General features: G+C 67.8%; 23 protein-coding genes. 12 read left to right on the top strand and 11 right to left on the bottom strand.

Annotated elements, in window-relative coordinates; genetic code table 11:
• Window positions 1–140: 140 nt before the first annotated feature.
• The 5 genes from CSW63_RS06515 (at window position 141) to CSW63_RS06495 (ending at window position 6,223) form a co-directional block, all read left to right on the top strand.
• Window positions 141–1,070, top strand: coding sequence for a LysR substrate-binding domain-containing protein (locus CSW63_RS06515; protein WP_099503889.1), 930 nt, complete (start codon window positions 141–143; stop codon window positions 1,068–1,070).
• Window positions 1,071–1,109: 39 nt separating this feature from the next.
• Window positions 1,110–1,679 carry an HD domain-containing protein gene (locus CSW63_RS06510; protein ID WP_062093271.1) on the top strand — a complete coding sequence of 190 codons (570 nt, stop codon included), beginning with the start codon at window positions 1,110–1,112 and terminating at the stop codon, window positions 1,677–1,679.
• A gap of 103 nt (window positions 1,680–1,782) precedes the next feature.
• A complete protein-coding gene (locus CSW63_RS06505; protein ID WP_062093270.1) occupies window positions 1,783–3,057 on the top strand; it encodes a DUF5690 family protein in 1,275 nt (424 codons plus the stop codon).
• Window positions 3,054–4,076, top strand: coding sequence for an alkaline phosphatase D family protein (locus CSW63_RS06500; protein WP_062093269.1), 1,023 nt, complete (start codon window positions 3,054–3,056; stop codon window positions 4,074–4,076). The genes CSW63_RS06505 and CSW63_RS06500 overlap by 4 nt, the downstream gene beginning before the upstream one ends.
• 11 nt (window positions 4,077–4,087) lie before the next feature.
• Window positions 4,088–6,223 (top strand): phosphocholine-specific phospholipase C, encoded by a 2,136-nt coding sequence (locus CSW63_RS06495; RefSeq protein ID WP_099503892.1) that lies wholly within the window; start codon window positions 4,088–4,090, stop codon window positions 6,221–6,223.
• Window positions 6,224–6,276: 53 nt separating this feature from the next.
• On the opposite strand, the gene CSW63_RS06490 is transcribed toward CSW63_RS06495, so the two are convergent.
• From CSW63_RS06490 to CSW63_RS06475, 4 genes are all read right to left on the bottom strand, one after another.
• Window positions 6,277–8,481, bottom strand: a complete 2,205-nt coding sequence (locus CSW63_RS06490) for a methyl-accepting chemotaxis protein (protein WP_062094099.1) — start codon at window positions 8,479–8,481, stop codon at window positions 6,277–6,279.
• A 107-nt stretch (window positions 8,482–8,588) separates the two neighbouring features.
• Window positions 8,589–9,566, bottom strand: coding sequence for a nitronate monooxygenase family protein (locus CSW63_RS06485; protein WP_062094100.1), 978 nt, complete (start codon window positions 9,564–9,566; stop codon window positions 8,589–8,591).
• Window positions 9,567–9,630: 64 nt separating this feature from the next.
• The gene (locus tag CSW63_RS06480) at window positions 9,631–10,059 is read right to left on the bottom strand and encodes a lysozyme inhibitor LprI family protein (protein WP_099503894.1); all 429 of its coding nucleotides are present in this window, start codon (window positions 10,057–10,059) and stop codon (window positions 9,631–9,633) included.
• Between the two features lie 56 nt (window positions 10,060–10,115).
• The gene (locus CSW63_RS06475; RefSeq protein WP_062094101.1) at window positions 10,116–11,078 is read right to left on the bottom strand and encodes an acetyl-CoA carboxylase carboxyltransferase subunit alpha; all 963 of its coding nucleotides are present in this window, start codon (window positions 11,076–11,078) and stop codon (window positions 10,116–10,118) included.
• 278 nt (window positions 11,079–11,356) lie between these two features.
• Between CSW63_RS06475 and CSW63_RS06470 the strand changes: the two genes are divergently transcribed.
• The 3 genes from CSW63_RS06470 to CSW63_RS06460 all read left to right on the top strand — a co-directional run bounded on the left by CSW63_RS06470 (window position 11,357) and on the right by CSW63_RS06460 (window position 13,522).
• Entirely contained in the window at window positions 11,357–11,557 is a 201-nt protein-coding gene (locus CSW63_RS06470) for a hypothetical protein (RefSeq protein ID WP_062094102.1), read from the top strand.
• Between the two features lie 100 nt (window positions 11,558–11,657).
• On the top strand, window positions 11,658–13,046 hold the full coding sequence (locus CSW63_RS06465; protein WP_062094103.1) for a cytochrome P450: 1,389 nt from the start codon (window positions 11,658–11,660) through the stop codon (window positions 13,044–13,046).
• Window positions 13,047–13,096: 50 nt separating this feature from the next.
• A complete protein-coding gene (locus CSW63_RS06460; protein ID WP_082749355.1) occupies window positions 13,097–13,522 on the top strand; it encodes an OsmC family protein in 426 nt (141 codons plus the stop codon).
• A gap of 141 nt (window positions 13,523–13,663) precedes the next feature.
• Here CSW63_RS06460 and CSW63_RS06455 read toward each other — a convergent pair whose 3' ends face one another.
• The 3 genes from CSW63_RS06455 to CSW63_RS06445 form a co-directional block, all read right to left on the bottom strand.
• Entirely contained in the window at window positions 13,664–14,722 is a 1,059-nt protein-coding gene (locus tag CSW63_RS06455) for a CoA ester lyase (protein ID WP_099503896.1), read from the bottom strand.
• Window positions 14,723–14,800: 78 nt separating this feature from the next.
• Window positions 14,801–15,820 (bottom strand): mechanosensitive ion channel family protein, encoded by a 1,020-nt coding sequence (locus CSW63_RS06450; protein ID WP_062094106.1) that lies wholly within the window; start codon window positions 15,818–15,820, stop codon window positions 14,801–14,803.
• A gap of 126 nt (window positions 15,821–15,946) precedes the next feature.
• Entirely contained in the window at window positions 15,947–16,948 is a 1,002-nt protein-coding gene (locus tag CSW63_RS06445; RefSeq protein WP_062094107.1) for an aldo/keto reductase, read from the bottom strand.
• Between the two features lie 160 nt (window positions 16,949–17,108).
• Here CSW63_RS06445 and CSW63_RS06440 point away from each other — a divergent pair, with 160 nt between their 5' ends.
• Window positions 17,109–17,594, top strand: coding sequence for a VOC family protein (locus CSW63_RS06440; RefSeq protein WP_062094108.1), 486 nt, complete (start codon window positions 17,109–17,111; stop codon window positions 17,592–17,594).
• Between the two features lie 27 nt (window positions 17,595–17,621).
• Here the strand turns inward: CSW63_RS06440 and CSW63_RS06435 are convergent, their stop codons facing one another.
• From CSW63_RS06435 to CSW63_RS06420, 4 genes are all read right to left on the bottom strand, one after another.
• Window positions 17,622–18,362 (bottom strand): hypothetical protein, encoded by a 741-nt coding sequence (locus tag CSW63_RS06435; protein ID WP_062094109.1) that lies wholly within the window; start codon window positions 18,360–18,362, stop codon window positions 17,622–17,624.
• Window positions 18,363–18,412: 50 nt separating this feature from the next.
• On the bottom strand, window positions 18,413–18,634 hold the full coding sequence (locus CSW63_RS06430) for an alkylphosphonate utilization protein (protein WP_004621989.1): 222 nt from the start codon (window positions 18,632–18,634) through the stop codon (window positions 18,413–18,415).
• A 98-nt stretch (window positions 18,635–18,732) separates the two neighbouring features.
• Entirely contained in the window at window positions 18,733–19,650 is a 918-nt protein-coding gene (locus CSW63_RS06425; RefSeq protein WP_062094110.1) for a site-specific tyrosine recombinase XerD, read from the bottom strand.
• On the bottom strand, window positions 19,647–21,131 hold the full coding sequence (locus tag CSW63_RS06420) for a hypothetical protein (RefSeq protein WP_062094111.1): 1,485 nt from the start codon (window positions 21,129–21,131) through the stop codon (window positions 19,647–19,649). Before CSW63_RS06420 ends, CSW63_RS06425 begins: the two co-directional genes overlap by 4 nt.
• 60 nt (window positions 21,132–21,191) lie before the next feature.
• On the opposite strand from CSW63_RS06420, the gene CSW63_RS06415 reads away from it, so the two are divergent.
• From CSW63_RS06415 to CSW63_RS06405, 3 genes are all read left to right on the top strand, one after another.
• Complete coding sequence (locus CSW63_RS06415; RefSeq protein WP_062094112.1) at window positions 21,192–21,782, top strand: shikimate kinase; 591 nt, start codon at window positions 21,192–21,194, stop codon at window positions 21,780–21,782.
• Window positions 21,783–21,791: 9 nt separating this feature from the next.
• Window positions 21,792–22,904, top strand: coding sequence for a 3-dehydroquinate synthase (gene aroB, locus CSW63_RS06410; protein ID WP_062094113.1), 1,113 nt, complete (start codon window positions 21,792–21,794; stop codon window positions 22,902–22,904).
• An 87-nt stretch (window positions 22,905–22,991) separates the two neighbouring features.
• A complete protein-coding gene (locus CSW63_RS06405) occupies window positions 22,992–23,612 on the top strand; it encodes a hypothetical protein (protein WP_062094114.1) in 621 nt (206 codons plus the stop codon).
• The last annotated feature ends 25 nt before the right edge of the window (window positions 23,613–23,637 follow it).

Below are 23,637 nucleotides of genomic sequence, written 5' to 3'. Positions count from 1 at the left end.
TCGTCGACGCCCTTCCGGTTCAGGCCGGAAGGGCTTTTCTTTGGTGACAAGATCAGTGACTGCTGGTGGGGACAGGGTCTGTTTGAGTTTCCGGTTCCGATTTGTATGGTCCGAGCCTGTCCGCTGCCGAAGAGAGAATCATGGCCGTTTCGCCCGAGGATGGCGCCGAGCGTAGCCGGCGCCGTGAGACCGGCAGCCTGTCGATCGGCGCGCTGAAGGCCTTCGTCACCGTCGTCGATCAAGGCTCCTTTTCGCGGGCGGCCGCCGTGCTGGGCGTTTCCCAACCCAACATCTCCAATCAGATCAACGCACTGGAACAGATCTGCGGCGTGCGGCTGCTGAACCGTCGCACCCAGAACCAGAACCTGACCGACGCCGGGCGCGAGCTCTATACGCGGGCGCGACTAGTCATCAGCCGCGTCGACGACTTCGAGATGACCGCCAATCTGTTCAGCGGATTGAAGCGGGGCCGCATGTCGATCGGCTTTTCGACCCCGCCGGCGACCATGCATCTGATCAGCCAGTTCCGCCGCACCTATCCCGATATCGAGATCTCCACCCGGCTGGGCAATACGCGCTCGCTGACCCAGGACGTGATGGAGTGCCGCGCCGATGTGGCGATCATCTCGCTGCTGGAGCCCGACCCGGTCCTGGCCTGCCATCTGGTGTTCGAGCAGTCGCTGAACCTGATGGTGCCCGTCGACCACCCCTTCGCCCAGCGCGACCATATCGAGGCCCGCGAACTGGGCGGCCTGCCGCTGGTCCTGCGCGAAGAGGGCTCGGTGACACGGGCCCTGACGGAAATCGCCCTGGGTCGCAGCGCCACCAGTGTGGAGCGCGGCTTCATCGTCGAGAGCCGGGAAGCGGTCAAGGAAGCCACGGCCCATGGCATCGGCTTCGGCTGCATCCTGGATGGCGAGACCGGGCACGATGCTCGGCTCAAGGCCCTGCCCGTCCAGGGCCTGCCGCGAACCGGCGGCGTCTACATCGTCACCTTGCGGGAAAACATGGAGATTCCGGCGGTCTCCGCCTTTATTCGCCTTGCTGGGCTAAAGCGGGATGCTCTATAAGCATATCAAATATCGTCACGTGATGGATTTGATATTTTTATGACAGCGCTGACCTCCACTCAAGTCCTGTTCGACGAAATCCGGGACATCTATCTGGGCAACGCCCGGCGCCCTTACGGCCTTTACGGCATCAACCAGCTGCAACACGCCCTTCAGTCGGCCGCCCACGCCGAGGCGCAGGCGCTGTCGTCCGCCTTGGTCATCGCCTGCCTGCTGCACGATGTCGGGCACATGATCCACGACCTGGGCGAGGCTCCGGCGGAAGACGGCGTCGACGACTTGCACGAGGCCCTCGGCGCCGACTGGGCGGCGGCGCGCTTCCCTCTTCCGGTCAGCGAACCCATCCGCCTGCACGTGGCCGCCAAACGCTATCTGTGCAGCGTGGAGCCTGGCTATATGGACGGTCTGTCGAAGGACTCCCGCATCTCCCTGGCGCTGCAGGGCGGCGTGATGGACGACGCCGAGCAGTTGGCCTTCCTCAACGAACCCTTCGCCGATCAGGCGATCGCCCTGCGCCGCATCGACGAGCTGGCCAAGGACAAGAACGCCGAAACCGACAGCCTAGAGGCGTTCCTCGAACGCCACCTGTCGGCGGCGCTGAACGCCTAGACGCTGAACACGGGACAGCGCCCAAACCGACCGTCACGCGATCATAACAATAGGGAATTACACTACATATAGTATAATTCCGTATTATGGATTTCAGGACGGCATGACCTCCAGACTTACGCGCGGCCTGGCCAAGTCTGGTCCGGGATGGGTGGCCGCCTACGCCCTGGCGGCGGCGTTCACCACCTATTTCTGCATGTACGCGTTCCGCAAGCCCTTCGCGGTCGCCAGCTACGTCGGCGTCCCAGGCTGGCCGTTCGTCATCGACTTCAAGATCGCCCTCGTGATCGCCCAGGTGCTGGGCTACGCCCTGTCCAAGCTGATCGGTATCAAGGTGGTCAGCGAGGCCCGGCCGCAGCACCGCGCCTACATGATCGTGGGCTTTGTGCTCACCTCGTGGACGGCGTTGATCCTGTTCGCGGTCCTGCCGGCGCCCTTCAAGGTCATCGCCATTTTCTTCAGCGGCCTGCCTCTGGGCATGATCTGGGGGCTGGTGTTCGGCTTCCTGGAAGGCCGACGCGCCTCCGAATGGCTTGGCGCGGGCCTGTGCATCAGCTTCATCGTCTCCTCGGGCGTGGTGAAGTCGGTCGGCCGGGCGCTAATCGTCGACTACGGCGTTCCGGAGCTGTGGATGCCCGCCGCGACGGGGGCCCTCTTCCTGCCGATCCTGGCGTTTTCGGTGTGGATGCTATCGCAGACCCCGCCCCCCGACGCGCGCGACATCGCCGAGCGCATGGCGCGCCAGCCCATGTTCCGCGAAGAACGTCGGGCCTTCTGGGCGCGCGGCGGCTTGGGGATCGCGCTGCTGATCATCGCCTACATCGTACTGACCGCCGTTCGCGACTTCCGCGACAACTTCGCCGTCGAACTGTGGGAGGCGCTGGGCTATGGCGACGACCCGGCCATTTTCAGCCTGTCGGAACTGCCGATCGCCGCGCTGATCCTGCCGCTGTTCGGCCTGACCGCGCTGATCCGCGACAACCGCCGGGCAGTGCTGGTCTATCACGTGATGATCATCGCCGGCGCGATCCTGATCGCCCTAGCGACCCTGGCCTGGCAGGCGCATCTGCTGAGCCCGCTCTGGTGGATGATCGCCGTGGGCGCGGGGGTCTATCTTGGCTTCATCCCTTATAATGCGGTGCTGGCCGACCGACTGACCGCAGCCTTGGGCGTGCCCGGCAACGCGGCCTTCTTCATGTATCTCGCCGACGCCTCGGGCTACGGCGGCAGCGTGGCCCTGATGCTGCTGAAGAACTTCGGCCTGTCCCTGAGCTGGCTCGGCTTCTTCACCGGCCTTTGCTACGCGGCCGCCGCCATCGTCGGGACCACCACCGCAGGCTCGGCCCTGTACTTCTCCGCCAAGGTCTTCCGCAAATGACCCCGACCCGCCGCACCGTGACCGCCACCCTCGGCGGCGCGACCCTGAGCGCCCTCGCCGCCCCGATCGCCGCAGCGACGACGCAGTCCGCCACCCCCATCCGTCGCGTCGCCATCCTGGGCTGCATTCGGCAGAAGAAGCCGGTCCCGGCGCTGTTGGCCTACGCCGCCGCCAAGGCCGATCTCAACCTGTGGATCGGCGACAACGTCTATGTCGACACCAAGGACGATCCGGCCGCCTTCGCCGAGGCCTACGCCCAGCTCGCCACCAAGCCAGGCTTCGCCGAACTGCGGGCCCAGGGCCAGCATATGGCGACCTGGGATGACCACGACTACGGCGCTAACGACGCCGACCGGGCCTATGCGCTGAAGGAGGACTCCAAGACGGCTTTCCAGCGCTTCTGGAACCTCGAGACCGACACCTCAGCGCCGGAGGACGGCGTCTATAGCAGCCGGCTGTTTACGTTCGGCCAGCGCCGGTTGCATGTGATCATGCTGGACGTGCGCTGGCGCCGCGACGCGCCCGATGGCCGGGGCGACATCCTGGGCGAGGGTCAGTGGCGCTGGCTGAACAGCCGCCTGGCGGTTCCGGCCGACCTGACCCTGGTGATCAGCGGCACGCAGATCCTGCTCAACGCCGGCACCGGTTCGGAGACCTGGGAAGACTATCCGCGCGCCCGCGACCGCCTGTTCAAGATGGTCCGCAGGCATCGTCGCCCGGGCGTCGTCTTCATTACCGGCGATCAACACTATGGCGAGGTGGCCCGTGCGCGCGGCGCACTGGGCTACGACGCGGTGGAACTGCAGTTCTGCGGTCTCAACCAGATCGAGAAGCCGGAGAAGAACCTCTACCGGGTGTCTCCCGTGTCCACGAGCCTGCACTCCATGTGCCTGCTGGATATCCAGTGGGAGGCCGACGACCACAACGCGCCGCACATCCTCTACCGCGTCATCGATACCGAGACCGGCGCGACCGACATCGCCTACCGCCTCAATTTCAGTGAACTGACCTTCGGCTGAGGAACGTCGCCATGACCGCTGATCGCCGCCATTTCCTCAAGGCGCTGGGCGCCGCCGGCCTCAGCGCCGCCACGCTGGCGACGCTGGAGAAGGCCATGGCCACCCCGGCCAACAACCGCACCGGGACCATCATGGACGTCGAGCACGTCGTGATCCTGATGCAGGAGAACCGGGCCTTTGACCACTATTTCGGCAGCTTTCCGGGCGTGCGCGGCCTGGGCGACCCGCGCCCCCTGCGGCTACGGAACGGCCACACCGTCTGGCGCCAACCCAGCGACCAGCATCCCGACGGCTACGTCCAGCCCTACTGGGCCGACTCCAAGACGACGAACGCCTATGTGGTGGATGGCGCCGATCAGGGGCACACCGCCGCGACGATCATCGTCAATGGCGGCCGCTTCGATCAGTGGGGCGTATCCCGCCAGCTGCAGCACCGGATGACCTACTACAAGGCCTCCGACCTGCCCTACTACCACGCCCTGGCCTCGACCTTCACGATCCTGGACGCCTACCACTGCTCGACCCTGACCCAGACCTATCCCAACCGTCTGCATCTCTGGACCGGTTGCAACGGCGGCGGACGCGTCGGCGGCGATCCGGTGATGAGCAACTACGGCGAGGACGAAACCCCTTCGGCCGACATGGCCACCGACAAGCCGATCAAGGCCTATGAGTGGACCACCTACGCCGAACGCCTGGAAGCGGCGGGGGTCAGCTGGAAGGTCTATCAGGAGTACGACAATTTCGGCGACAACATCCTGTCGGTGTTCAAGCCCTTCCGTCCTTGCGACAAGGACTCCAACCTCTACAAGCGCGGCCGCGCCTGGGTCTCCGAGCACAAGGATGGTCCTGACCGCACCCGGTCAGACGGCAAGCAGCTGGTCGAAGCTTTCCGCGCCGACATCGCCGCCGGCCGCCTGCCGCAGGTGTCGTGGATCGTCACGGCGGCGGCGCTGTCCGAGCACCCGCGCTGGACGCCGGCGGACGGCGAGAACCTGACCGCCAAGCTGATCGAGGCCCTGGTCGATCACCCGGAGGTGTTCTCCAAGACCGTCTTCATCCTCAACTACGACGAAGCCGGCGGCCTGTTCGATCACATGCTGCCCCCGATGCCCGCCGCCGATCCAACCCGAGGCCACAGCGGCGTCAGCGTGGCTGGCGAGTTCAAGGACTACGACAAGAACCCCCATCCCGGCGTTCGCGGCCTGCAGCCGCTGGGCCTGGGCATCCGCGTGCCGGCCATTATCGTGTCGCCGTGGAGCCGGGGCGGTTATGTCTGCTCGCAGGTGTTCGACCACACCTCGACCCTGAAGTTCCTGGAAAAGCGCTTCGGCGTGATGGAGCCAAACATCTCCGACTGGCGACGCGCTGTGTCAGGCGACCTGACCTCGTGCTTCGACTTCAAGACGCCGAACGCCCGCCCTGTCGCGCTGCCCTCCACCGACGATTACGCTGAGCGCCTTGCCCATGCCGCGCGCCAGCCCGACCTGAAGATCCCGGCCGTCCAGACCCCCGCCGAGCAGCCTCGCGCCCAGAGGCCGGCGCGGCCGCTGCCCTATCGCCTGGCGGCCGACCTGCGACCGAACGGGGAAGACCTGCTGATCGACCTGGCCAACACCGGCGCTCACGCGGCGGTCTTCACCATCCACGACTATGCGCCCTACGGCCTGAGCCCGCCCTGGCACTACACCCTGGTCGCGGGCGAGCGCCACACGGCCGCGCACTGGAACCACAAGGACAAGGAAGCCTACGATCTGGCCGTCCACGGTCCCAACGGCTTCTATCGCCATTTCCGGGGCCGCCCCTCGAAGGACGGCTATATCCGGGTCGCTCTGCGCGAAGACCCCTCCGCCGGCAAGGTGGTTCTGAACCTGCGCAATGACACCACCGCCGAGGCGACGCTGAACCTCAGCGTCGATCCGCGCTATCCCGTCACTGCGGGGGCCGCGCGGCAGCAGGCCCTGGTCCTGAAGGCCGGCGAGGCGCGCGAAGTCGCGCTGGACCTGGCCGCCAGCGACCTTTGGTACGACATCAGTCTAGGCAACGCGGCCGACGCCGACATCCTGTGGCGGTACGCCGGACATGTCGAAACGGGCAAGCCCAGCCGCACCGACCCTGGCATCGGCGCAATGGTGCTAACCCTCTAGACCGAAGGCCTGAGCCGCGTCCCCGCTGCGCCTGACGTAGAAGGGGACGCCCGTCAGGCGGCGCGGCGGCTGCGGTGCGGGGTCCCGGCTTCGCCGGCGTGGCGGAAGCGGCTAACGGCCTGACCCAGGCGCTCGGCCTCATTGGCCAGGTTCTGGCCGGCGGCGTTGGTTTCCTCGACCATGGCGGCGTTCTGCTGGGTGTTCTGATCCATCAGGTTCACCGCGCTGTTCACCTCCGACAGGCTGGCGGCCTGGTCGCGGGCCGACGCGGCGATGGACGCCACCAGTTCGTTGATTTCGGCGGCCTGTCGGGTGACGCCTTCCAACGCCGCTCCGGCCCGGTCGATCAGGCCCACGCCCTGCTCGACCTGCTGGGTCGAGGTTGAGATCAAGGTCTTGATCTCCTTGGCCGCATCAGCCGAGCGCTGGGCCAGAGCCCGCACTTCCTGCGCGACCACAGCGAAACCACGGCCAGCCTCGCCCGCTCGCGCGGCCTCGACCCCGGCGTTGAGGGCCAGAAGGTTCGTCTGGAACGCGATCTCGTCGATCACCCCGATGATCTGGCTGATCGACTGCGAGGAGGTCTCGATCTGGCGCATGGCGGCCACGGCGTCGGCGACGATGCGGCGGGAGGCCTCGGTGGCCTCGCGGCTGGCGGCGACGGTCTTGCGGGCCTGGTCGGCGCCGGCGGCTGACTGACGCACCGTGGCGGTAACCTCGTCAAGCGCCGCGGCGGTCTCCTCGATGCTGGCGGCCTGCCGCTCGGTGCGGCGCGCCAAGTCGTCGGCGGCGGCCGAGACCTCGGCCGAACCCGCGCGCACCGACTCGGCGCTCTGAGCCAGCACCGCGATGGTCTTCTCCAGATCGCCCATGGCCGCGTTGAAGTTGGCCCGCAGGGTCTCGAAGGCGGGCGGGAATGGAGTGTCGATGCGCCAGACCAGATCACCCGCCGACAGCTTTGAAAGCCCCTCGGCCAAGGCGTCCATCACCTGCTCACGCTCCTGGGCCTCACGCTGTCCGGCGGCGTCGCGCGATCGACGCTCGGACTCCGCGATATTGCGCGCCTCCTCCTCGCTCTGGCGGATGCGGCGGCGCTCCAGCAGGGCGTCACGGAAGACCTTGACGGAACGGGCCATACCGCCGATCTCGTCGCCACGTTCGACGAACGGGGTGTCGGTTTCATAGTCGCCGCCCGCCAGGGCGCCCATGTAGCCGGTCATCTTCTCGACTGGCGCGACAATACGGCCCGCGACGATCCAAGTCAGGGCCAGAGCGGCAGCGACAAAGGCCAGGCCCGCTGCGGCCATCAGGGCCAGCGTGAGGTTCGCCCCAGCCATGACCGCGCTCATCGGGGCCTCCAACATCACGGTCCAGACGTCAGCGACGCCGGGAATCTGAGCCGGTACGGCGGCGCGCAGCGTTCCGCCCTTGATCTCGATGGCGAAGCCGTCCTTCTTGGCCTTGTCGGACAGGCGCCGCAGGCTTTCGTCCTTCATCGGCTTGGCCAGCTGCGACTTGTCGGCCTGGGCGACCCAAAGGTTGTCGCCGCCGGCGATCATCACCTTGCCCACGCCGAACGGCGTCAGTCCGGCAGTGCGGTCGACGATGGCGGCCAGTGACACGTCAGTCGTGACCACCCCGACAGGCTTGCCGTCGCGACGGATGATCGCCACGGCCGAGCTCATCGGCACGTCCTTGCCGTTGACCGGGTAGACATAGGGCGGCGTAATCAGGTCACGGTTCTCGGCCAAGGGCTTGGTGTACCAGCCGTCGATGCCGCCCTCGGCGGTCATGATCAGCTTCTCCAGGCCGATGGTGCGGTCCGGGGTCCAGAAGAAATAGGGGACGTAGCGGCCGCTCTGATCCGAATGTGGGTGGGTCACGAACTCCGCGTCGCGGCCGTCGATAGCGTTAGGCTCGAACGCCACCGCCATACCCACGGCGTCGGGGCGCGCTTCGATCATACGTCGGATGGTGCGCCCCACCTGGTCGCGATTGGCCGAGCCGGTGTCGGCCACCAGAGCCTCCACCGCCGCCGCGCCGGCATGGGCATGGGTCACAGGAGCGCCGATGTCCTTGGCGATCGCCTCGGCATAGCCTTGCAGAAGGGCGCGCGCCTCGATCTCGGCCTGACGCCGAGCGTCGCCCTGGATCACTGTCCAGCCCGTGAGGGTGATCCCAAGCCCGGTGGCGAGCAACAGGGCGCCCACGGTCAGGGCGAGCACAACGCGCAGTGACTTGGTTTTCGGCAAGGCCATGGCGGATCTCCTTGCCCTCAACCTGCAAGGCGCCGCTTAAGCCGAGTTTACCGTCTCGGTCGCGGCTCCGCGACCAACTGTCACACACCGCCGGGCCTGAAGGGCCCTCAGCCGACCATGCGGGCCAAACGGCCCCGGATCAGGTCCTCGGCCTCCGCGACCATCCGGTCCACCAGGTCCTTCACCGTCGGGATGTCGTGGATCAGCCCCTGGACCATGCCGGCGCTCCAGATGCCGCCATTAGTGTCGCCCTGGGCCAGCGCGTCGCGACCACGCGTACCGGCGACCAGGTGCGCGACGTCCTCGAACTTGGCCCCGCCCGCCCGCTCGATCTGCACCACCTCCTGGCTGACGGCGTTGCGCATGACGCGGGCGGTGTTGTGCAGGGTGCGGAAAATCAGGTCGGTCTGGCGCTCATCATTGGCGACCATCTGCTCCTTGAACGCCATCGGGATCGGGGCCTCCTGAGTCACGCAAAAGCGGGTGCCCATGTTGACGCCGTCGGCGCCGAGCGCCAGGGCCGCCACCAGGCCGCGCGCATCGGCGATGCCGCCCGAGGCCAGCATCGGGATCTTCACCTTGTCGGCAGCGGCGGCGATCAGGATCAGGCCGGGGATGTCGTCCTCGCCCGGGTGACCTGCGCACTCGAAGCCGTCGATGCTGATGGCGTCGACGCCCATCCGCTCGGCGCTCAAGGCGTGACGGACGGCGGTGCATTTGTGGATCACCTTCACGCCATTGGCCCTGAGGTCGTCGACATGCTCCTGCGGCTTGTAGCCGGCGGTTTCGACGATCTTGACCCCGCTTTCGATGATCGCGGCCCGGTACTCGGCGTAGGGCGGCGGGGTCATGGTGGGCAGGATGGTCAGGTTCACGCCGAACGGCTTGTCGGTCATCTCGCGGGTGCGGGCGATTTCCTTGGACAGCGCCTCCGGCGTGGGCTGGGTCAGGGCCGTCAGAAAGCCCAGCGCCCCGGCGTTGGCGACGGCGCTGACCAGCTCAGCCTTGCCAACCCACTGCATGCCGCCTTGAGCGATCGGATGCTCGACGCCGAACAGCTCGGTGAAACGGGTCTTGATGGCCATGGCGACAGGTCTCCCTTGATTTTCGGGAGACTATGCTGGGGCGCCCGCTACGTCATGCAAGCGCCTAATAGCCAGCGCGATAGCGCTCCAGCTCATCGGCCCGCTGGCGAGTGTGGTCGAGCACGCACTGGTTCGACTCGACCCGAGCCATCGAGCCCCAGTCCTCATCGAGATAGCTGGCGCAGTCGGCGTCGCGGAAGGCGATCCAGGCCCGTTGCGCCTTTTGCAGGGCGGCCTTCTGGCGCGGGCGCTCCAGACGCATCAAGGCGGCCTGGTAAGCGCGGTTGAGGCGCGCGTCCTGCACGACGACCTCCTTGCCGATGCAATCGATCATGCCGTAGGTCGACATGCCCTCAGGCGTCGCCAGACAGCGGTCCAGCGCCGAAACCGGCTTTGCGGGCTTGGCGGGTTTGGGGGCTTGGGCGCTGGCGACCGGCGCGGCGGCGGCCATAAGCGCAAAGGTCAGGACGGACAGGACGGCGGCGCGGGTCATCAGGCGAGCTCCAGAGATCTCGGCAGCGTAACCCGCTTCGCGTCCGTGGAAAAAGCCTACTGCAGGCCCGACCGGCCGATGGCGTAGAAGCGTTCGGCGCGTTGAGCCTTCAGCTCGGCGGCGCTCATGGCGGCCATCGCCTTCAGCTCGTCCTCGACCGCGTCGCCGACGGCCTGGATCGCCGCCTCGGTGTCGGAGTGGGCGCCGCCGGCGGGCTCTTCGACGATGCGGTCAACAATGCCCAGCTTGATCAGGTCCTGGGCGGTGATGCGCATCTGGGTGGCCGCATCCTTGGCCCGGGCGCCGTCGCGCCACAGGATCGAGGCCGCGCCTTCCGGCGAGATCACCGAATAGATCGAGTGCTCCAGGATCAGCACGCGGTTGGCGCCGGCCAAGGCGATAGCGCCGCCCGAACCGCCCTCGCCCACGATCGTCGCGACCATGGGCACGCCGAGGGTCAAGCAGCGCTCGGTCGAGCGGGCGATGGCCTCGGCCTGGCCGCGCTCCTCGGCCCCCAGGCCCGGATAGGCGCCGGCGGTGTCGACGAAGGTGATGACCGGCAGGTTGAAGCGCTCGGCCATGTCCATCAGGCGCACGGCTTTACGATAGCCCTCGGGGCGGGCCATGCCGAAGTTATGCTTCAGGCGGGTGGTGGTGTCGTGGCCCTTCTCGTGGCCCATGACCACGACCGGCTGGCCGCGGAAACGACCCAGACCGCCGACGATGGCCTGGTCGTCGGCGAACTTTCGGTCGCCGCGCAGTTCGACGAACTCGTCGATCAGGCCGGCGACGTAGTCACGCAGGTGCGGACGCTGCGGGTGGCGGGCGACCATGGTCTTCTGCCAGGCGTCGAGATTGGCGTACGCCTCCTTGCGCAGCGCCTGGGCTCGGTCGCGGAGGGCCTGGATCTCGGTGTCGAACGCGCCTGGACCGGCCGTTTCGGAGAGCCGGCTCAGCTCTTCGATCTTGCTTTCCAAGTCGGCGATGGGGCGTTCGAAATCGAGATAATGGGCGGCCATGGACTCTTAACGTCGCCGTTGATGAAGGGCTGCGAACCTAGAGATGGAATCCCCCGAGGGAAAGAGGCGAGATTTCGGCCGGGAACCGCCCCGGTGTCGCCTCGTTTTATCCACAGGATTGATCCCCAGGTGAGTCTCGATTCAAGACTCTCCTAGTCTGGTGAATCGCGACATAGAGTCCTATGTTGTTTTGTAGCAGGTTGCGGAAGCCGACCTGCGCCCTGCGGCCCCCGCCATCGAACGTGCGCGGCCCCGCCTGATGAGAGCGCACAGTTCCCATGCAGGTGTTTACCTTCTTCTGTGTCGAGTCCGACGGCTCGGTCCCCCGTTTCGACGTCACGCCCTGCGCCGACGATCAAGCCGCGCGCTTGCGCGCTCTTGAGCTTCTGGACATGCACCATCGCTGTGACTTCGTGGAGGTCTGGCGCGGCGCCCAGAGGGCGTTCGACGTTTTCGCCCCGCAGGCCGCAGCCGCATAATTCAACACGCGATGAATTATTGCATCGCAACCTGAACGCGCCTAAGGTGCCGATCCGGATGGAGCCCGCTGCGGGATCCTGAAATCCGGAAGGCCGCACCATGGACGCCATCGTCCGCTCCGCGCCGTTGATCCCTCCAGCCCCCAAGGTTCACCCCCGCCCGCTCGGCGGCTCGTTCGTGGGTGAGTTGCGCATCGCCCTGGAGATGGGCCGCAGCCTGATCGGGGCCTATTGCGAAGAAGACTTCGAAAGCCTGGTCACGCCCTACATGTTCATGGGCCAGCACGGCCTGTTCGTGAACAACCCCACGGCCGTCCGCCACGTCCTGACCTCACCGAAGTACCGGAGACCCGTGAAGGCGGCGCGTTCGCTCAAGCCGCTGGTCGGCGAGGGCGTCTTGATGTCTGAAGGCGAGATCTGGCGGAGGCAGCGCAAGAGCCTGGCCCCGGTCTTCACGCCCGCCGCGACGGGCGGCCTGCTGCCCCACTTTATCGCCGCCGGCGCCGGGCTGACCGAAACGCTGCAAGGCCAGAATCGCGCCAACCTGGCCCAGGCCTTCCACCGCGCCACCCTGGACGCCGTCTTGCGGGCGCTATTCTCGCGCCGCGCGGACGCCGAAGGCGCCCTGCTGGCCGACCTCGCCCGCCGCTACATGGAGGGGCCGGCGCACTTCAACCTGATGGACTTCGTGGCCAAGGGCGCCGACGACCTGCTGTTCATGGACGGCGAGCGGCGGCGGATCGGCAAGCGCTGGTTCACGGCGGTCGACGCCCTGATCGCCGAGCGGCGGGCCAAGCCGCACGCCGAGGTCCGCGACCTGCTGGACCGCCTGCTCGCCGCGCGCACCGAGGACGGCGCGCCCCTGCCAGACCAGGAAATCCGCGACCAGAGCAGCTCGATGCTGGCCGCTGGCTTTGAGACGACCTCACGCCTGCTGTTCTGGGCGGCGTATCTGCTGGCGCTGGACCCAGACACTCAAGGCCGCGTCCGCGCCGAGGTGTTGGACTTTCCGGTCGAACGGGTCGCCAACCTGGACGACCTGAAGCACTGGCCGCTGCTGCGCTCGGTGCTGTTTGAGACGCTGCGGCTATATCCGTCAGCGCCGATGATCGCGCGCCAGGCGTTTGAGGCGGACGAGGTGCTGGGCTGCCCGGTCGTTCCCGGCTGCACGATCACGATCAGTCCCTGGGTGATCCATCGACACCGCAAGCTGTGGGATGCGCCAACAGCGTTCCGCCCCGAGCGTTTCCTCGACCAGCCGCACCCGTGGGGCATTGAAGCCTTCCTGCCGTTCGGGGCGGGTCCGCGCGTCTGTATCGGGGCCGGCTTCGCCCTTGCTGAGGCCCAGATCATCCTGGCCTCGCTGCTCGCCTGGTTCGAGATCGGCGTGAAAAGCCAGCGACCGGTGATCCCGGTCGCCTCGATCACGCTGGGGCCCGATCATGCGCCGGACTTCACCCTGACGCCGATCTCGCAAGCGCGGCCTTGAACGGCGGACGCCGAAGCGCCAGCTTCGGCCGTCCATCCAAGGAAGCCCCGATGACCGAGACCACCCCGACCCGCCCCTTTGCGACCGCCACCGACAGCGGCCATGGCGGCCTGCAGACCTTCGTCACGGCGGGCCCGGCGACGATCGTCGCCGATCTGTCCGCCGCGCAGGGCGGCCTCGATTTGGGCCCCGATCCGCATGAGCTGGTCGCCGCAGGGCTGGCGGCCTGCACCACCATGACCCTGCGCCTCTACGCCAACCAGAAGGGCTGGGACATCAGCGGCCTGCACGTCGAGGTGTTCTCGTCCTTCGACAAGGACGCCACGCCGCACGAGCGCTTCGAGCGGATCATCACCCTGGAGGGCGACCTCACCGACGAACAGCGCGAGCGCCTGTTCCAGATCGCCGAAAAGTGCCCGATCCACAAGCTGCTGACGGCGGGGGCGAAGGTCGTGACGACGGTGGCGGGGAACTAGCGTGAATTCTGGAGCTCAGCACGCCCCCACCTGACCACGCTGCGCGTGGTCGTCCGCCCCCCAAAGGGGGCAGAAGGAGCACGGACCTTCTTCCCCCTCTGGGGGAGGAGCGCCGCAGGCGCGGAGGGGGCGAGTACGGATCTAAAACCCGTACAACCCCGCATACTCCGCGTCCTTGGCCGCGATCTGCTTGGCGCAATCCACCATGACCTTGGCCTGCTTCCAGGTCGCGTCGTCCTGCATCTTGCCGTCGATCATCGCCACGCCCGTGCCGTCGGGCATGGCTTCGAGGATCTTCTTGGCGAAGGCGACCTCGGCCGGGTCGGGGCTGAAGACCTTCTTGGCGATCTCGATCTGGCTGGGGTGCAGGCTCCAGGCGCCGGCGCAGCCCATCAGGAAGGCGTTGCGGAACTGCTGTTCGCAGGCCACCGGATCGTCAATCGCCCCGAACGGGCCGTAGAACGGCTTGATGCCGTGGGCCGCGCAGGCGTCGACCATCTTGGCGAACGTGTAGTGCCAGAGGTCCTGCTGGACCGAGACACGCGCCGAACCGTCCGCATGCGGATCCTCGATCACGCGATAGCCCGGATGCCCCCCGCCCACGCGGGTGGTCTTCATGGCGCGGCTGGCGGCCAGATCCGCCGGGCCGAGAGAAATCCCCTGCATGCGCGGGCTGGCCGCGGCGATAGCCTCGACGTTCATCACGCCCTCGGCGGTCTCCAGGATCGCGTGCAGCAGGATCGGCCGGGTGACGCCGTGTTTGGCCTCCAGCGAGGCCAGGAGCTGGTCCATGTAGAAGATGTCCCACGGCCCCTCGACCTTGGGCACCATGATCACGTCGATCTTGTCGCCGGCCTTCTCGACGATGGTGGCGATCTCATCCAGGTGCCAGGGCGAGTTCAGGCAGTTGATCCGCGTCCAGAAGCCGACGCCCAGGGCCTTGAAGTCCACCTCGCGCGACATGGCCACCAGACCCGCCAGGGCTGCGCCCTTGGCGTCGGCGGGGATGGCGTCTTCGAGATTGGCCAGGATGACGTCGACGGTCGGGGCGATCTCGGGGAGCTTGGCGCGCACCTTCTCCAGGTGCGGCGGCACGAAGTGGATCATCCGCTCCACGCGGGCGGGCAGCTCGCGATAGGGCGTCGGCGCGCCGATGGCCAAGGGTTTGAAAAAGCCGCGCGGCGTCTTCATGCCGGTCACTCCCCGCTACGTCCCCTTCGCGAGGGGATCATTTCGCAATTGCGAGAACCATGCGGCGGCGCAAAAAGCGCGTCAAGCTTATCGTCGTTCAGTCGGGGTCATGGGCGCTTCTTCCGGATCCTCGCGTTCCAAGTCGGCGGCGGCGTCGTTGCTGGACCCGATGCGGGCGGCCTTGGACGCTTTGCGGCGGCGGGCGGCCGGCTCCAGACGCAGACTGGCCATGGCCTCCTCCCCCTCCTCGCCGAACAGGCCGCGAAGCCTAATGTCGCGCTGCGGGTACGGGATCTCGATGCCGGCCTCGCGCAGGGCGTCGTCGATCAGCCAGGTATAGGCCGCGAAGATCGCCGCCGGACGCCTTACGGCCTCGAGCGTGGGCCAGACTACCAGCTCGAACTTCAGTGAACTCTCGCCATAGCCGACCAGCCAGACCTGGGCGCGGCGGGTGGCGTCGTCAGGCGAGGTGAAGGGCGCAGCCTTGGCGGCCTTCAGCACCGCCTCGCGCACCTTCTCCTTGTCGGTCCCGAAGGCGGTGACGAACGGCACACGCAGGCGTCGGTTGGTGCCGCGCAGGGTCCAGTTGATCACCTGATCGTTCACCAGCACCGAGTTGGGCACGATGATGTCGGTGCTGTCATTGGTGCGGATGCGCGTGGCGCGCGGCCCGATCTCGTGCACTACGCCCCGCCCGCCATTGGGCAGTTCGACAAAGTCGCCCACCGCCACCAGCCGCTCGAACACAAGACTGACGCCCGAGGCGAAGTCCTTGATGATCCCCTGCAGGCCCAGGCCCACCCCGACGCCCAGCGCGCCGGCGAAGACCGTCAGCGAGGTCAGGTTGACCCCCATGGTCGACAGGCCGGCCAGGACGCCGATGACGACGAGGCTGTAGCTGGCGACCTTCTCCACCACATAAAGCGATGCGGCGTTGCCGCCTGCTCGCTCGCGGAGGCGCCGTAGCCCCGCCGAGGTCAGCCGCGCGGCGAACAGCGCCGCCGCCACGATCAGCAGCCCCGCCGCCAGACTGCCCACCGTCACCGACGCCTTGCCCAGTTTGAGCAACTCGAAGGAATCGAGGGTGCGGAGCGGGCTTTCGGTCATGGTTACGAGTGTGAGGGCAGGTGGCGCGACGGATCAAGGGCGCGCTTGGTCGGCCACAGGCGGCGAGGGGGGGATGAGCGTAACGCCCTCTCCTCCCCGTCAAGGGAGGAGAAGAACCCGCCCCCCCTACCGCCCCACCATCGCCATGCCGGTCTTGCTGTAGCGCTCGCCCTCGATCGCGGTCTCGGGCACGGCGGCGGCGATGCGGGCCAGTTCGTCGGCGGTGAAGGTCACGTCGGCGGCGGCGATGTTTTCCTCCAGCCGGTGGACCTTGGTCGTGCCCGGGATCGGGGCGATGTCTGGCCCTTGGTGGAGAATCCAGGCCAAGGCCAGCTGGGCCGGGGTGACGCCCTTGTCGGCGGCGATGGCGGCCAGGGCCTCGACCAGCGACAGGTTCTTGGCCAGCGCCTCGCCCTGGAAGCGCGGCAGACCCCTGCGGAAGTCGCCGTCGCCCATCGTCTCGGCCTTGACCGCGCCGGTCAGGAAGCCGCGTCCCAGCGGGCTGTAGGGCACCAGGCCGATCTTCAGCTCGCGCAGCGTCGGCAGGATCTCGGCCTCCAACTCGCGGAACCACAGCGAATACTCGCTCTGCAGCGCCGCGACCGGCTGGACGGCGTGGGCCTTGCGGATGGTGGCGGCGCCGGCTTCCGAGAGGCCGAAATGCTTGACCTTGCCCTCGGCGATCAGGTCCTTGACCGTGCCGGCCACGTCCTCGATCGGCACGGTCGGGTCAACGCGGTGCTGGTAGAAGAGATCAATCGTCTCGATCCCCAGCCGCTTCAGCGAGGCCTCGGCAACGCTGCGGATATGCTCGGGACGGCTGTTGACGCCGCGCACGCGCGCCATGCCCTGCCCCAGGTCCTCCGGACCGATGTCGAAGCCGAACTTGGTGGCGATCACCACCTGGTCGCGGAAGGGCTTCAGACCTTCGCCCACCAGTTCCTCGTTGGCGAAGGGGCCATAGACCTCGGCGGTGTCGAAGAAGGTCACGCCCAGCTCGACCGCGCGCGCCATCAACGCCAAGGCGTCAGCCTTCTCCAGCGCCGTTCCATAGACCTGGCCCATGCCCATGCAGCCGAGGCCGATGGCAGAGACCTTGAGGCCATCACCGAGTTCACGCGTCTTCATGGGGCGTTTCCCTGTTGATCACGCCGACGACGAGGCGGCGTCCGAGACTGAGAAGATGGGCCACCCCGCGCCGCGCCAGAAGACCGGCCGCGAAATTATTTCCGCGCTTGTCGGGACGGCCGATCCTCGTCCGTCCTAGGGTCACGATGGAGGACGCCCCATGCCGCAGATCACCACCTGCCTCTGGTTCGATGGAAAGGCCCTGGAGGCCGCCGAGTTCTATGTCTCGGTCTTTCCCAACGCGCGGATCACCGATGTCCAGCGATCGCTCGTCGACACGCCTGGCGACGGCGCCAAGATCGGCGATGTGCTGACCGTCGCCTTCGAGCTGGACGGCAAGCCGTTCCTGGGCCTGAACGGCGGTCCGGCGTTCCAGTTCAACGAGGCCATCTCCCTGGTCATCGACTGCGAAGACCAGGCCGAAGTCGACTATTACTGGGACGCCTTCCTGAACGGCGGCGGCGCGCCCAGCGCCTGCGGCTGGCTCAAGGACCGCTTCGGCCTGTCCTGGCAGGTCACGCCCAAGGCGCTGATCGAGATGATCCGCGACCCCGACGCCGCCAAGGCCAAGCGCGCCTTCGAGGCGATGATGAACATGGTCAAGCTCGACATCGGCGCCCTGCGCTTAGCGTTTGACGGTCAATAGCGAGCGCCCAGTCGTTGAAGCGTGGCCTTAAGCGGCCAGCTTCATCAGGCTGCCGGGCGGCATGTCGCGGCGGATCTGCTGATCCAGGTCCTCTGTCATCTCGTCGAGCTCTTTGAGACCGTCCTCGGCTTCCTTGACCTCATCGGAGCGCTCGAACTTGCCCGGCTGGGTCAGGATGCCCTTGGTCTTGGCGGTCTGAAGCTCGTCCTTCAGCGCGTTGCTCGTGCTGCGGACCTCCTTGAGGAAGTCCATGTCGCCCGAGGCCTCCATCTTGGCCTCATCCTCGAGCTGCTTGCGCTGGGCGGCTGAGCTTTCGGGGTCGGTCGCCGCGTCGGGCAGGCTGGCGAAGTCCTGAGCGTAGAGCTCGCCGGCTTCCTTGGCGGCCTTGCCATAGTCCTTGACGGCCGCCTTCAATTCCTTGGCCGCAGCGGCCAGAGCCTTGGCCATGGCCTTGGGGTCATTGGCGTAGATCTTCTTCAGCAGCTTCAGGCGTTCCATCACCTGCTGCAGCTTGGCCTTGGCGCGGCCCTTGGCGTCGCCGATGGCGTTTTTCTTGCCCAGCCGCATGTCTTTCTTGAGCTTGGCCATCGCCTCGGCGGCCTCGGCCGCCTTCTTGGCCTCCGGCGAGTTCGGGGCCGGCGTCGCGGCCGTCGCAACCGCCTTGGACGGCGCGCTCGACGGCCCAGCCTTTGCGTTCTTGGCGTAAGCGATCAGCGCCAACGCGCCCGCCTGCCCGGTCACCATCACCATCGGCCTTCCAGCCCCCATCGGCGGTTCTCCGCCTGTCTGGAGGCCAGACCTAGCAGGCCAAGGTTAAGTTAGGCCTTCTTGACGAACTCGGTTCGCAGAACCAGACCCCGAACCTTGTCGACATTGGCTTCAATCTCGTCGGGGTCGCCGGTCAGACGGATCTTCTTGACCACCGTGCCACGCTTCAGCGTCACCCCGCCCGAGCCCTTGACCTTGAGGTCCTTGATCAGGGTGACGGTGTCGCCGTCGGCCAGCAGGGTTCCGTTGGAGTCGCGGGTTTCTTCGGACATGGCCGACCTTTCGAGGTTCGGGCGGCCGCAGGGCAAACCCGTAGATTTGGTGGGGGCTTTCCTAGGCGATGGGCGCGCGGCGCGTCAATGCTGGCGCTTTACCCCTTATTCCGCCCCAAGGGGTGCTTGGTTTGGACGATATGCGCCAGATGCTCGCCCGCGACGTGCGTGTAGATCTGCGTGGTCGCGATGTCGGCGTGGCCCAAGAGGGTCTGGATCACCCGAAGGTCCGCCCCGCCTTCCAGCAAATGCGTGGCGAAGGCGTGCCGCAGCACGTGGGGGCTGACCTTCTGGCGGTCGATGCCGGCGGCGATGGCCGCGTCTTCCAGCAATTGGCCCACGCGGCGCGCGGTCAGGCGCCCCGTCGCGCCGCGCGAGGGGAACAGCCACGGACTGTCCTTTTGCCCCTTGGACAGGAAGGCCGGTCGGGCTTCCAGATAGGCCTTCACCGCCGCGCGGGCCGCGTCGTTCAGGGGCGCCAGCCGCTCCTTACCGCCCTTGCCCTTGACGATCAGGTAGGCGGGGTCGCGCGCCAGGGCCAAGAGCGGCAGGGCCAGGAGCTCCGAGATCCGCAAACCCGAGGCGTAGATCAGCTCGATCATACAGGCCAGCCGCAGCCCCTGGGCGCTGTCCTTGGCCGCAGCGGCGGCGAGCAGCCGCTCGATCTCCTCGCGCTCCAGCACCTTGGGCAGGGGGCGGCCGGCCTTGGGCGCGGCCACGCGGCGCGACGGATCGTCGGCGCGCCAGCCCTCGCCCAGCACGAAGCGGTAGAACTGGCGCACGGCGGAACGACGGCGGGCGGCGGTGGCCGGCGACAGGCCCCGCGCGCCAAGGTCCTGGAAATAGGCCTCGATGGTCTCGGCGTCGGCGTCGTGCAGGTCGTGGCCCGAGCGGCCGAGAAAACCGCGCGCATCCTCCAGATCCTTGCCATAGGCGGTCAGGGTGTTGCGCGCGGCCGCGCGCTCGACCGCCATCATCTCAAGGAAAGCGTCAACCCAGGCCTCGCCCTGGCTCATTTGGCGTAGGCCAGGCCCAGCAGCCCCTCGACGACGATGGCGCGGGCGTCAGCGTCGAGGCCGGCCTGATGCAGGGCCCGGGCGATGCGCGCGCGGTCGACCGGCGCGGGTCCGGCGACGCCGGCGTCCGCGGCGATCGACAGCGCCAGGAGCCCCGCCTCGCCCGCCCGCTTGGCCGCGCCGGCGTCGTCCAGCAGTTGCAGGCGGGCCGGCTGGGCCGCCGACTTGCCCGCGTCGAAATTGTAGACCTGACCGCGCGCGTCGGCGTCCAGGGTTCCGCCCAGGCTGGCCAGCAGCAGGGCGGCGGCCTGGGCCGGGGAGCGGGCGCCGCCGCTTGCCCCGCGCGCCACGAGGGCGCCGAGCACCTGGTTGTCGGTCTTGCCGGAAGCCGCCGTGATCAGGGCGTCGAGGATCGCCAGGTCCGCACCGCTGGCGCCGGGAATGCTGTCCTGCACCAGCCGCGCGCGGATCGTCTGGGCGCTGGCCAGGTCACCCGCCGCGACGGCCGCGCGGGCCATCAGCACGGGGTCCTGCAGCGGTCCGCCGGCGGCGGCGAGCGCCGCGATCGGACCGGCCGAGGCCTGCGCCGCGTCGACAAAGGCGGGCAGGGTCTTGGCCTGGCGCAGGAACGCCAAGGCCGAGGCTTCGGCGGCGGTCAGGTCCGCGCCGGGCGCAACGCCGGCGAGATCGCCGCTTCCCGACCGGGTCAGCGGTTTCAGGGCAGGCGCAGCGGAGGCGACCGCAGCGGCCGAGTTGACGTCGAGGTTCAAGCGGCGCGACAGCGCATAGTTGACGCCGTTCTTCAGCGAAGCCGCACCGGGCGCGCTCCCCGCCAGCGCCGCGCCCATCAGGCGGGCGTAGTCGGCGTCCTTGGTCTGCTGCTGGGCCAGCTGAAAGGTCAGCTGGGCGGCGTCTTCCTGTCCGGCCTTCAGCTGGCAGAAAGCGCGCAGGCGCAGCCAGTAGGCGCCGCCGCGCTCCACCGTCAGGGCATCTTGCACGGCGCAGGCCTTGTCGTCCTGGCCGGTGATCAGCGCCGCCTCGGCTGCGGCCATCGACAGGGCCGAGCTGCCGGCCGCGCCGGTCGTGCGATCCAGCAGACCATCGACGCCACGCGCCTCGCCCAAAGCGATCAGAGCCAACGCTCGTTGCGCGCCCATCTCGACATCATCGCCAATCCGGGGCGGCGCGTTGGCTCCGGTCGACAGCATCCGCCGCGCCAGATCGGCGAAGGCCGGCGACAGGCCGCGCGGTCCTCCGATGCGGGGCAGCACCTCGCGCATGAGGTCCGGCGCGGTGTCCTTCCACAGGTCGCCAGGAAGGCCCCTATCGGCCAAGGCGCTGGAGAAGTAGTCGGGGGCGGCCAGGCTCTTGACCTGCACCGCCTCCTGAGCGGCGGCCAGGGTCGGCGCAGACAGGGCGGCGGCCAGGGCGATCAGCGACGGAAAACGCAGCGAATGAGGCATGGACCGGTTATGACGCATGACGAGGCTCTCGCAAACTTGGCGCTGAGGCCTAGCCTCGTGTAAACCCGCGACCGCATCATGACCGAGCCTGATCCGACTCCCGACGCCGCCCCTGCGGCCGCCCCGATCGTTTCCGACGACCTCGCCCCTCTGCGCGCAAGGACGATCGTGCTCGTGGGCTTGATGGGCGTGGGAAAGTCCAGCGTCGGGCGACGCCTGGCCCATGTGCTGGGCCTGCCGTTCCGCGACGCCGACAACGAGGTCGAGGCCGCCGCCGGCCGGTCGATTTCGGAGATCTTCGCCGAGCTGGGCGAGCCGGCCTTCCGCGACGGCGAACGGCGCGTGATCGCCCGCCTGCTGGACGAGCCGCCACATGTGCTGGCCACCGGCGGCGGCGCGTTCGTCAACGCCGAGACCCGCGCCCTGATCAACGAGAAAGCCGTCTCGGTGTGGCTGAAAGCCGATGTCGAGCTCCTGGCCCGCCGCGTCTCGCGCAAGGACAACCGACCGCTGGTGCGCGGCAAGGATCCGGTGAAGGTGCTGACCGAGCTCGCCGAGGCCCGCTATCCGGCCTATGCCGAGGCCCAGGTCCACGTCGAGACCGGCGACACCCCGCACATGGTCGCGGTCGAGGCCATCCTGACGGCCCTTCGCCAGTCGCGCGCTTAAGGAGTTCGCATGATCCGCACCGTTTCCGTCGGACTGGGCGAGCGCGCCTATGACGTGGTCATCGGGCCTGGCCTGCTGGATCAGGCCGGCGACCGTGTCGCGGCCGTCCTGGGCAAGCGCAAGCGCGTCGCCGTCGTCACCGACGCCCATGTCGGCGCCCATCACGGCGAGCGCCTCTCCGCCGCGCTGCAAGGCGCCGGGATCACCGTCGATGTCATCACCATTGCGCCCGGCGAGGAGAGCAAGAGCTTCGAAGGCCTGGCCGACCTTTCCGACCGCCTGCTGGCCTTGAACCTGGAGCGCGGCGACCAGATCGTGGCCCTGGGCGGCGGCGTCGTGGGCGACCTCGCGGGCTTCGCGGCGGCGATCTACAAGCGCGGCATCGACTTCGTGCAGGTCCCGACCACCCTCCTGGCCCAGGTCGACAGCTCTGTGGGCGGCAAGACCGCCATCGACACCCCGCGCGGCAAGAACCTGATCGGGGCCTTCCACCAGCCGCGCCTGGTTTTGGCCGATCTCGACGTGCTGGCCACCCTGCCCGCTCGGGAAATGGCCTGCGGCTACGCAGAGATCATCAAGTACGGCCTGCTCGGGGATTTTTCGTTCTTCGAGTGGCTGGAGGCCAACGTCCAGGCGGTGCTGGAGCGGAATGTCGACGCCCTAGTCCGCGCCGTCGGCCGCAGCGTCGAGATGAAGGCCGAGATCGTCGCCGAAGACGAGAAGGAAGCCGGCCGCCGCGCGCTCCTGAATCTGGGGCACACCTTCGGTCACGCGATCGAGGCCGAGATGGGCTTTGGGGACGCACTGAAGCACGGCGAGGCTGTCGGGGTCGGCATGGCCCAGGCGTTCCGCTTCTCGGCCGCGCAAGGTCTATGCCCCTCCCAGGAAGCGGTCCGCGCCGAAGCCGCCATCAAGGCCGCCGGCCTGCCGACGACGCTCGCCGACGTCCGTCCGGAGCCTTTCAGCGCTGACGCCCTGATCGCCCACTGCAGTCAGGACAAGAAGGCCGAGGGCGGCAAGCTGACCTTCGTGCTGGCGCGCGGCATCGGCGATGCGTTCGTGGCCAAGGACGTGGACCGCGAGGCGCTGCGGGCGTTCCTGATCGCGGAAGGCGCGGCCTGAAAATGCGCAAACGGGATTGGCTAAAGAGGGCCGCCCGTCCAAGTTGAGCCGGGGCTTGCGTCGGAGTCGGCGCGCCAGGGGCAGGGCATGAGCGCGTTCGAGTTCTTCTTCAGCTTTTACGGCTTGCTGCTAGGCCTGTCCGTCGGCGTGCTCGCCACCGGGGCGGCGCGGGCGTTCAAGCATCGCAAGACCCAGCCCGTCGGCTGGCTTACGCCGCTGCTGGCGATCTTCGTCGCGCTGGACGTCGCGACGTTCTGGGAGAGCGCGTGGGTCAACTACCGCACGTTGCCGTTCAGCTATGGGCTGCTGATCGGCGGCATGGTCGTGGCGGTGACCTATTTCATCGCCGCCGCGCTGGTGTTTCCCGACGACAGCGACCCAAAGGCGCCGCTGGACGAGCATTTCTGGGCCAACAAGCGCGCGATCCTGGGGCTGCTGATCCTCGCAAACCTACTTGGCGTCTGCGGCCAGCTTGCAGTCAATATGACGCGGGAGAACGGTCTGGTTCTGGCGATCAACTACGCCCTCAACCTGGCGATCTATGTTCTTCTGGTCGGCGGCGCGGCCTTGACCAAACGACGCTGGTTGTTCGGCGCCCTAATCGGCCTGCACATCGCGCTCTATGTGGCGATCGCGGTGCTGTCGGTCCTCCATCCGCCGCATCCCGATACGCCGCTGGGTAAAGCCCAGGCCGAAGCCTCTCCGTGATCACAGGCCTCCCTAAGCGCGGCTT

Origin of the sequence: Caulobacter sp. FWC26, from assembly GCF_002742645.2 — a bacterium.
In the GTDB taxonomy this organism is placed as follows: domain Bacteria; phylum Pseudomonadota; class Alphaproteobacteria; order Caulobacterales; family Caulobacteraceae; genus Caulobacter.
This window is presented reverse-complemented; position numbering and strand designations above follow the sequence as displayed.

Coding starts and splice junctions, on each gene's coding strand:
- CSW63_RS06515 (WP_099503889.1), top strand. CDS start 141: ATGGCCGTTTCGCCCGAGGATGGCGCCGAGCGTAGCCGGCGCCGTGAG.
- CSW63_RS06510 (WP_062093271.1), top strand. CDS start 1,110: ATGACAGCGCTGACCTCCACTCAAGTCCTGTTCGACGAAATCCGGGAC.
- CSW63_RS06505 (WP_062093270.1), top strand. CDS start 1,783: ATGACCTCCAGACTTACGCGCGGCCTGGCCAAGTCTGGTCCGGGATGG.
- CSW63_RS06500 (WP_062093269.1), top strand. CDS start 3,054: ATGACCCCGACCCGCCGCACCGTGACCGCCACCCTCGGCGGCGCGACC.
- CSW63_RS06495 (WP_099503892.1), top strand. CDS start 4,088: ATGACCGCTGATCGCCGCCATTTCCTCAAGGCGCTGGGCGCCGCCGGC.
- CSW63_RS06490 (WP_062094099.1), bottom strand. CDS start 8,481: ATGGCCTTGCCGAAAACCAAGTCACTGCGCGTTGTGCTCGCCCTGACC.
- CSW63_RS06485 (WP_062094100.1), bottom strand. CDS start 9,566: ATGGCCATCAAGACCCGTTTCACCGAGCTGTTCGGCGTCGAGCATCCG.
- CSW63_RS06480 (WP_099503894.1), bottom strand. CDS start 10,059: ATGACCCGCGCCGCCGTCCTGTCCGTCCTGACCTTTGCGCTTATGGCC.
- CSW63_RS06475 (WP_062094101.1), bottom strand. CDS start 11,078: ATGGCCGCCCATTATCTCGATTTCGAACGCCCCATCGCCGACTTGGAA.
- CSW63_RS06470 (WP_062094102.1), top strand. CDS start 11,357: ATGCAGGTGTTTACCTTCTTCTGTGTCGAGTCCGACGGCTCGGTCCCC.
- CSW63_RS06465 (WP_062094103.1), top strand. CDS start 11,658: ATGGACGCCATCGTCCGCTCCGCGCCGTTGATCCCTCCAGCCCCCAAG.
- CSW63_RS06460 (WP_082749355.1), top strand. CDS start 13,097: ATGACCGAGACCACCCCGACCCGCCCCTTTGCGACCGCCACCGACAGC.
- CSW63_RS06450 (WP_062094106.1), bottom strand. CDS start 15,820: ATGACCGAAAGCCCGCTCCGCACCCTCGATTCCTTCGAGTTGCTCAAA.
- CSW63_RS06445 (WP_062094107.1), bottom strand. CDS start 16,948: ATGAAGACGCGTGAACTCGGTGATGGCCTCAAGGTCTCTGCCATCGGC.
- CSW63_RS06440 (WP_062094108.1), top strand. CDS start 17,109: ATGCCGCAGATCACCACCTGCCTCTGGTTCGATGGAAAGGCCCTGGAG.
- CSW63_RS06435 (WP_062094109.1), bottom strand. CDS start 18,362: ATGGGGGCTGGAAGGCCGATGGTGATGGTGACCGGGCAGGCGGGCGCG.
- CSW63_RS06430 (WP_004621989.1), bottom strand. CDS start 18,634: ATGTCCGAAGAAACCCGCGACTCCAACGGAACCCTGCTGGCCGACGGC.
- CSW63_RS06425 (WP_062094110.1), bottom strand. CDS start 19,650: ATGAGCCAGGGCGAGGCCTGGGTTGACGCTTTCCTTGAGATGATGGCG.
- CSW63_RS06420 (WP_062094111.1), bottom strand. CDS start 21,131: ATGCGTCATAACCGGTCCATGCCTCATTCGCTGCGTTTTCCGTCGCTG.
- CSW63_RS06415 (WP_062094112.1), top strand. CDS start 21,192: ATGACCGAGCCTGATCCGACTCCCGACGCCGCCCCTGCGGCCGCCCCG.
- aroB (WP_062094113.1), top strand. CDS start 21,792: ATGATCCGCACCGTTTCCGTCGGACTGGGCGAGCGCGCCTATGACGTG.
- CSW63_RS06405 (WP_062094114.1), top strand. CDS start 22,992: ATGAGCGCGTTCGAGTTCTTCTTCAGCTTTTACGGCTTGCTGCTAGGC.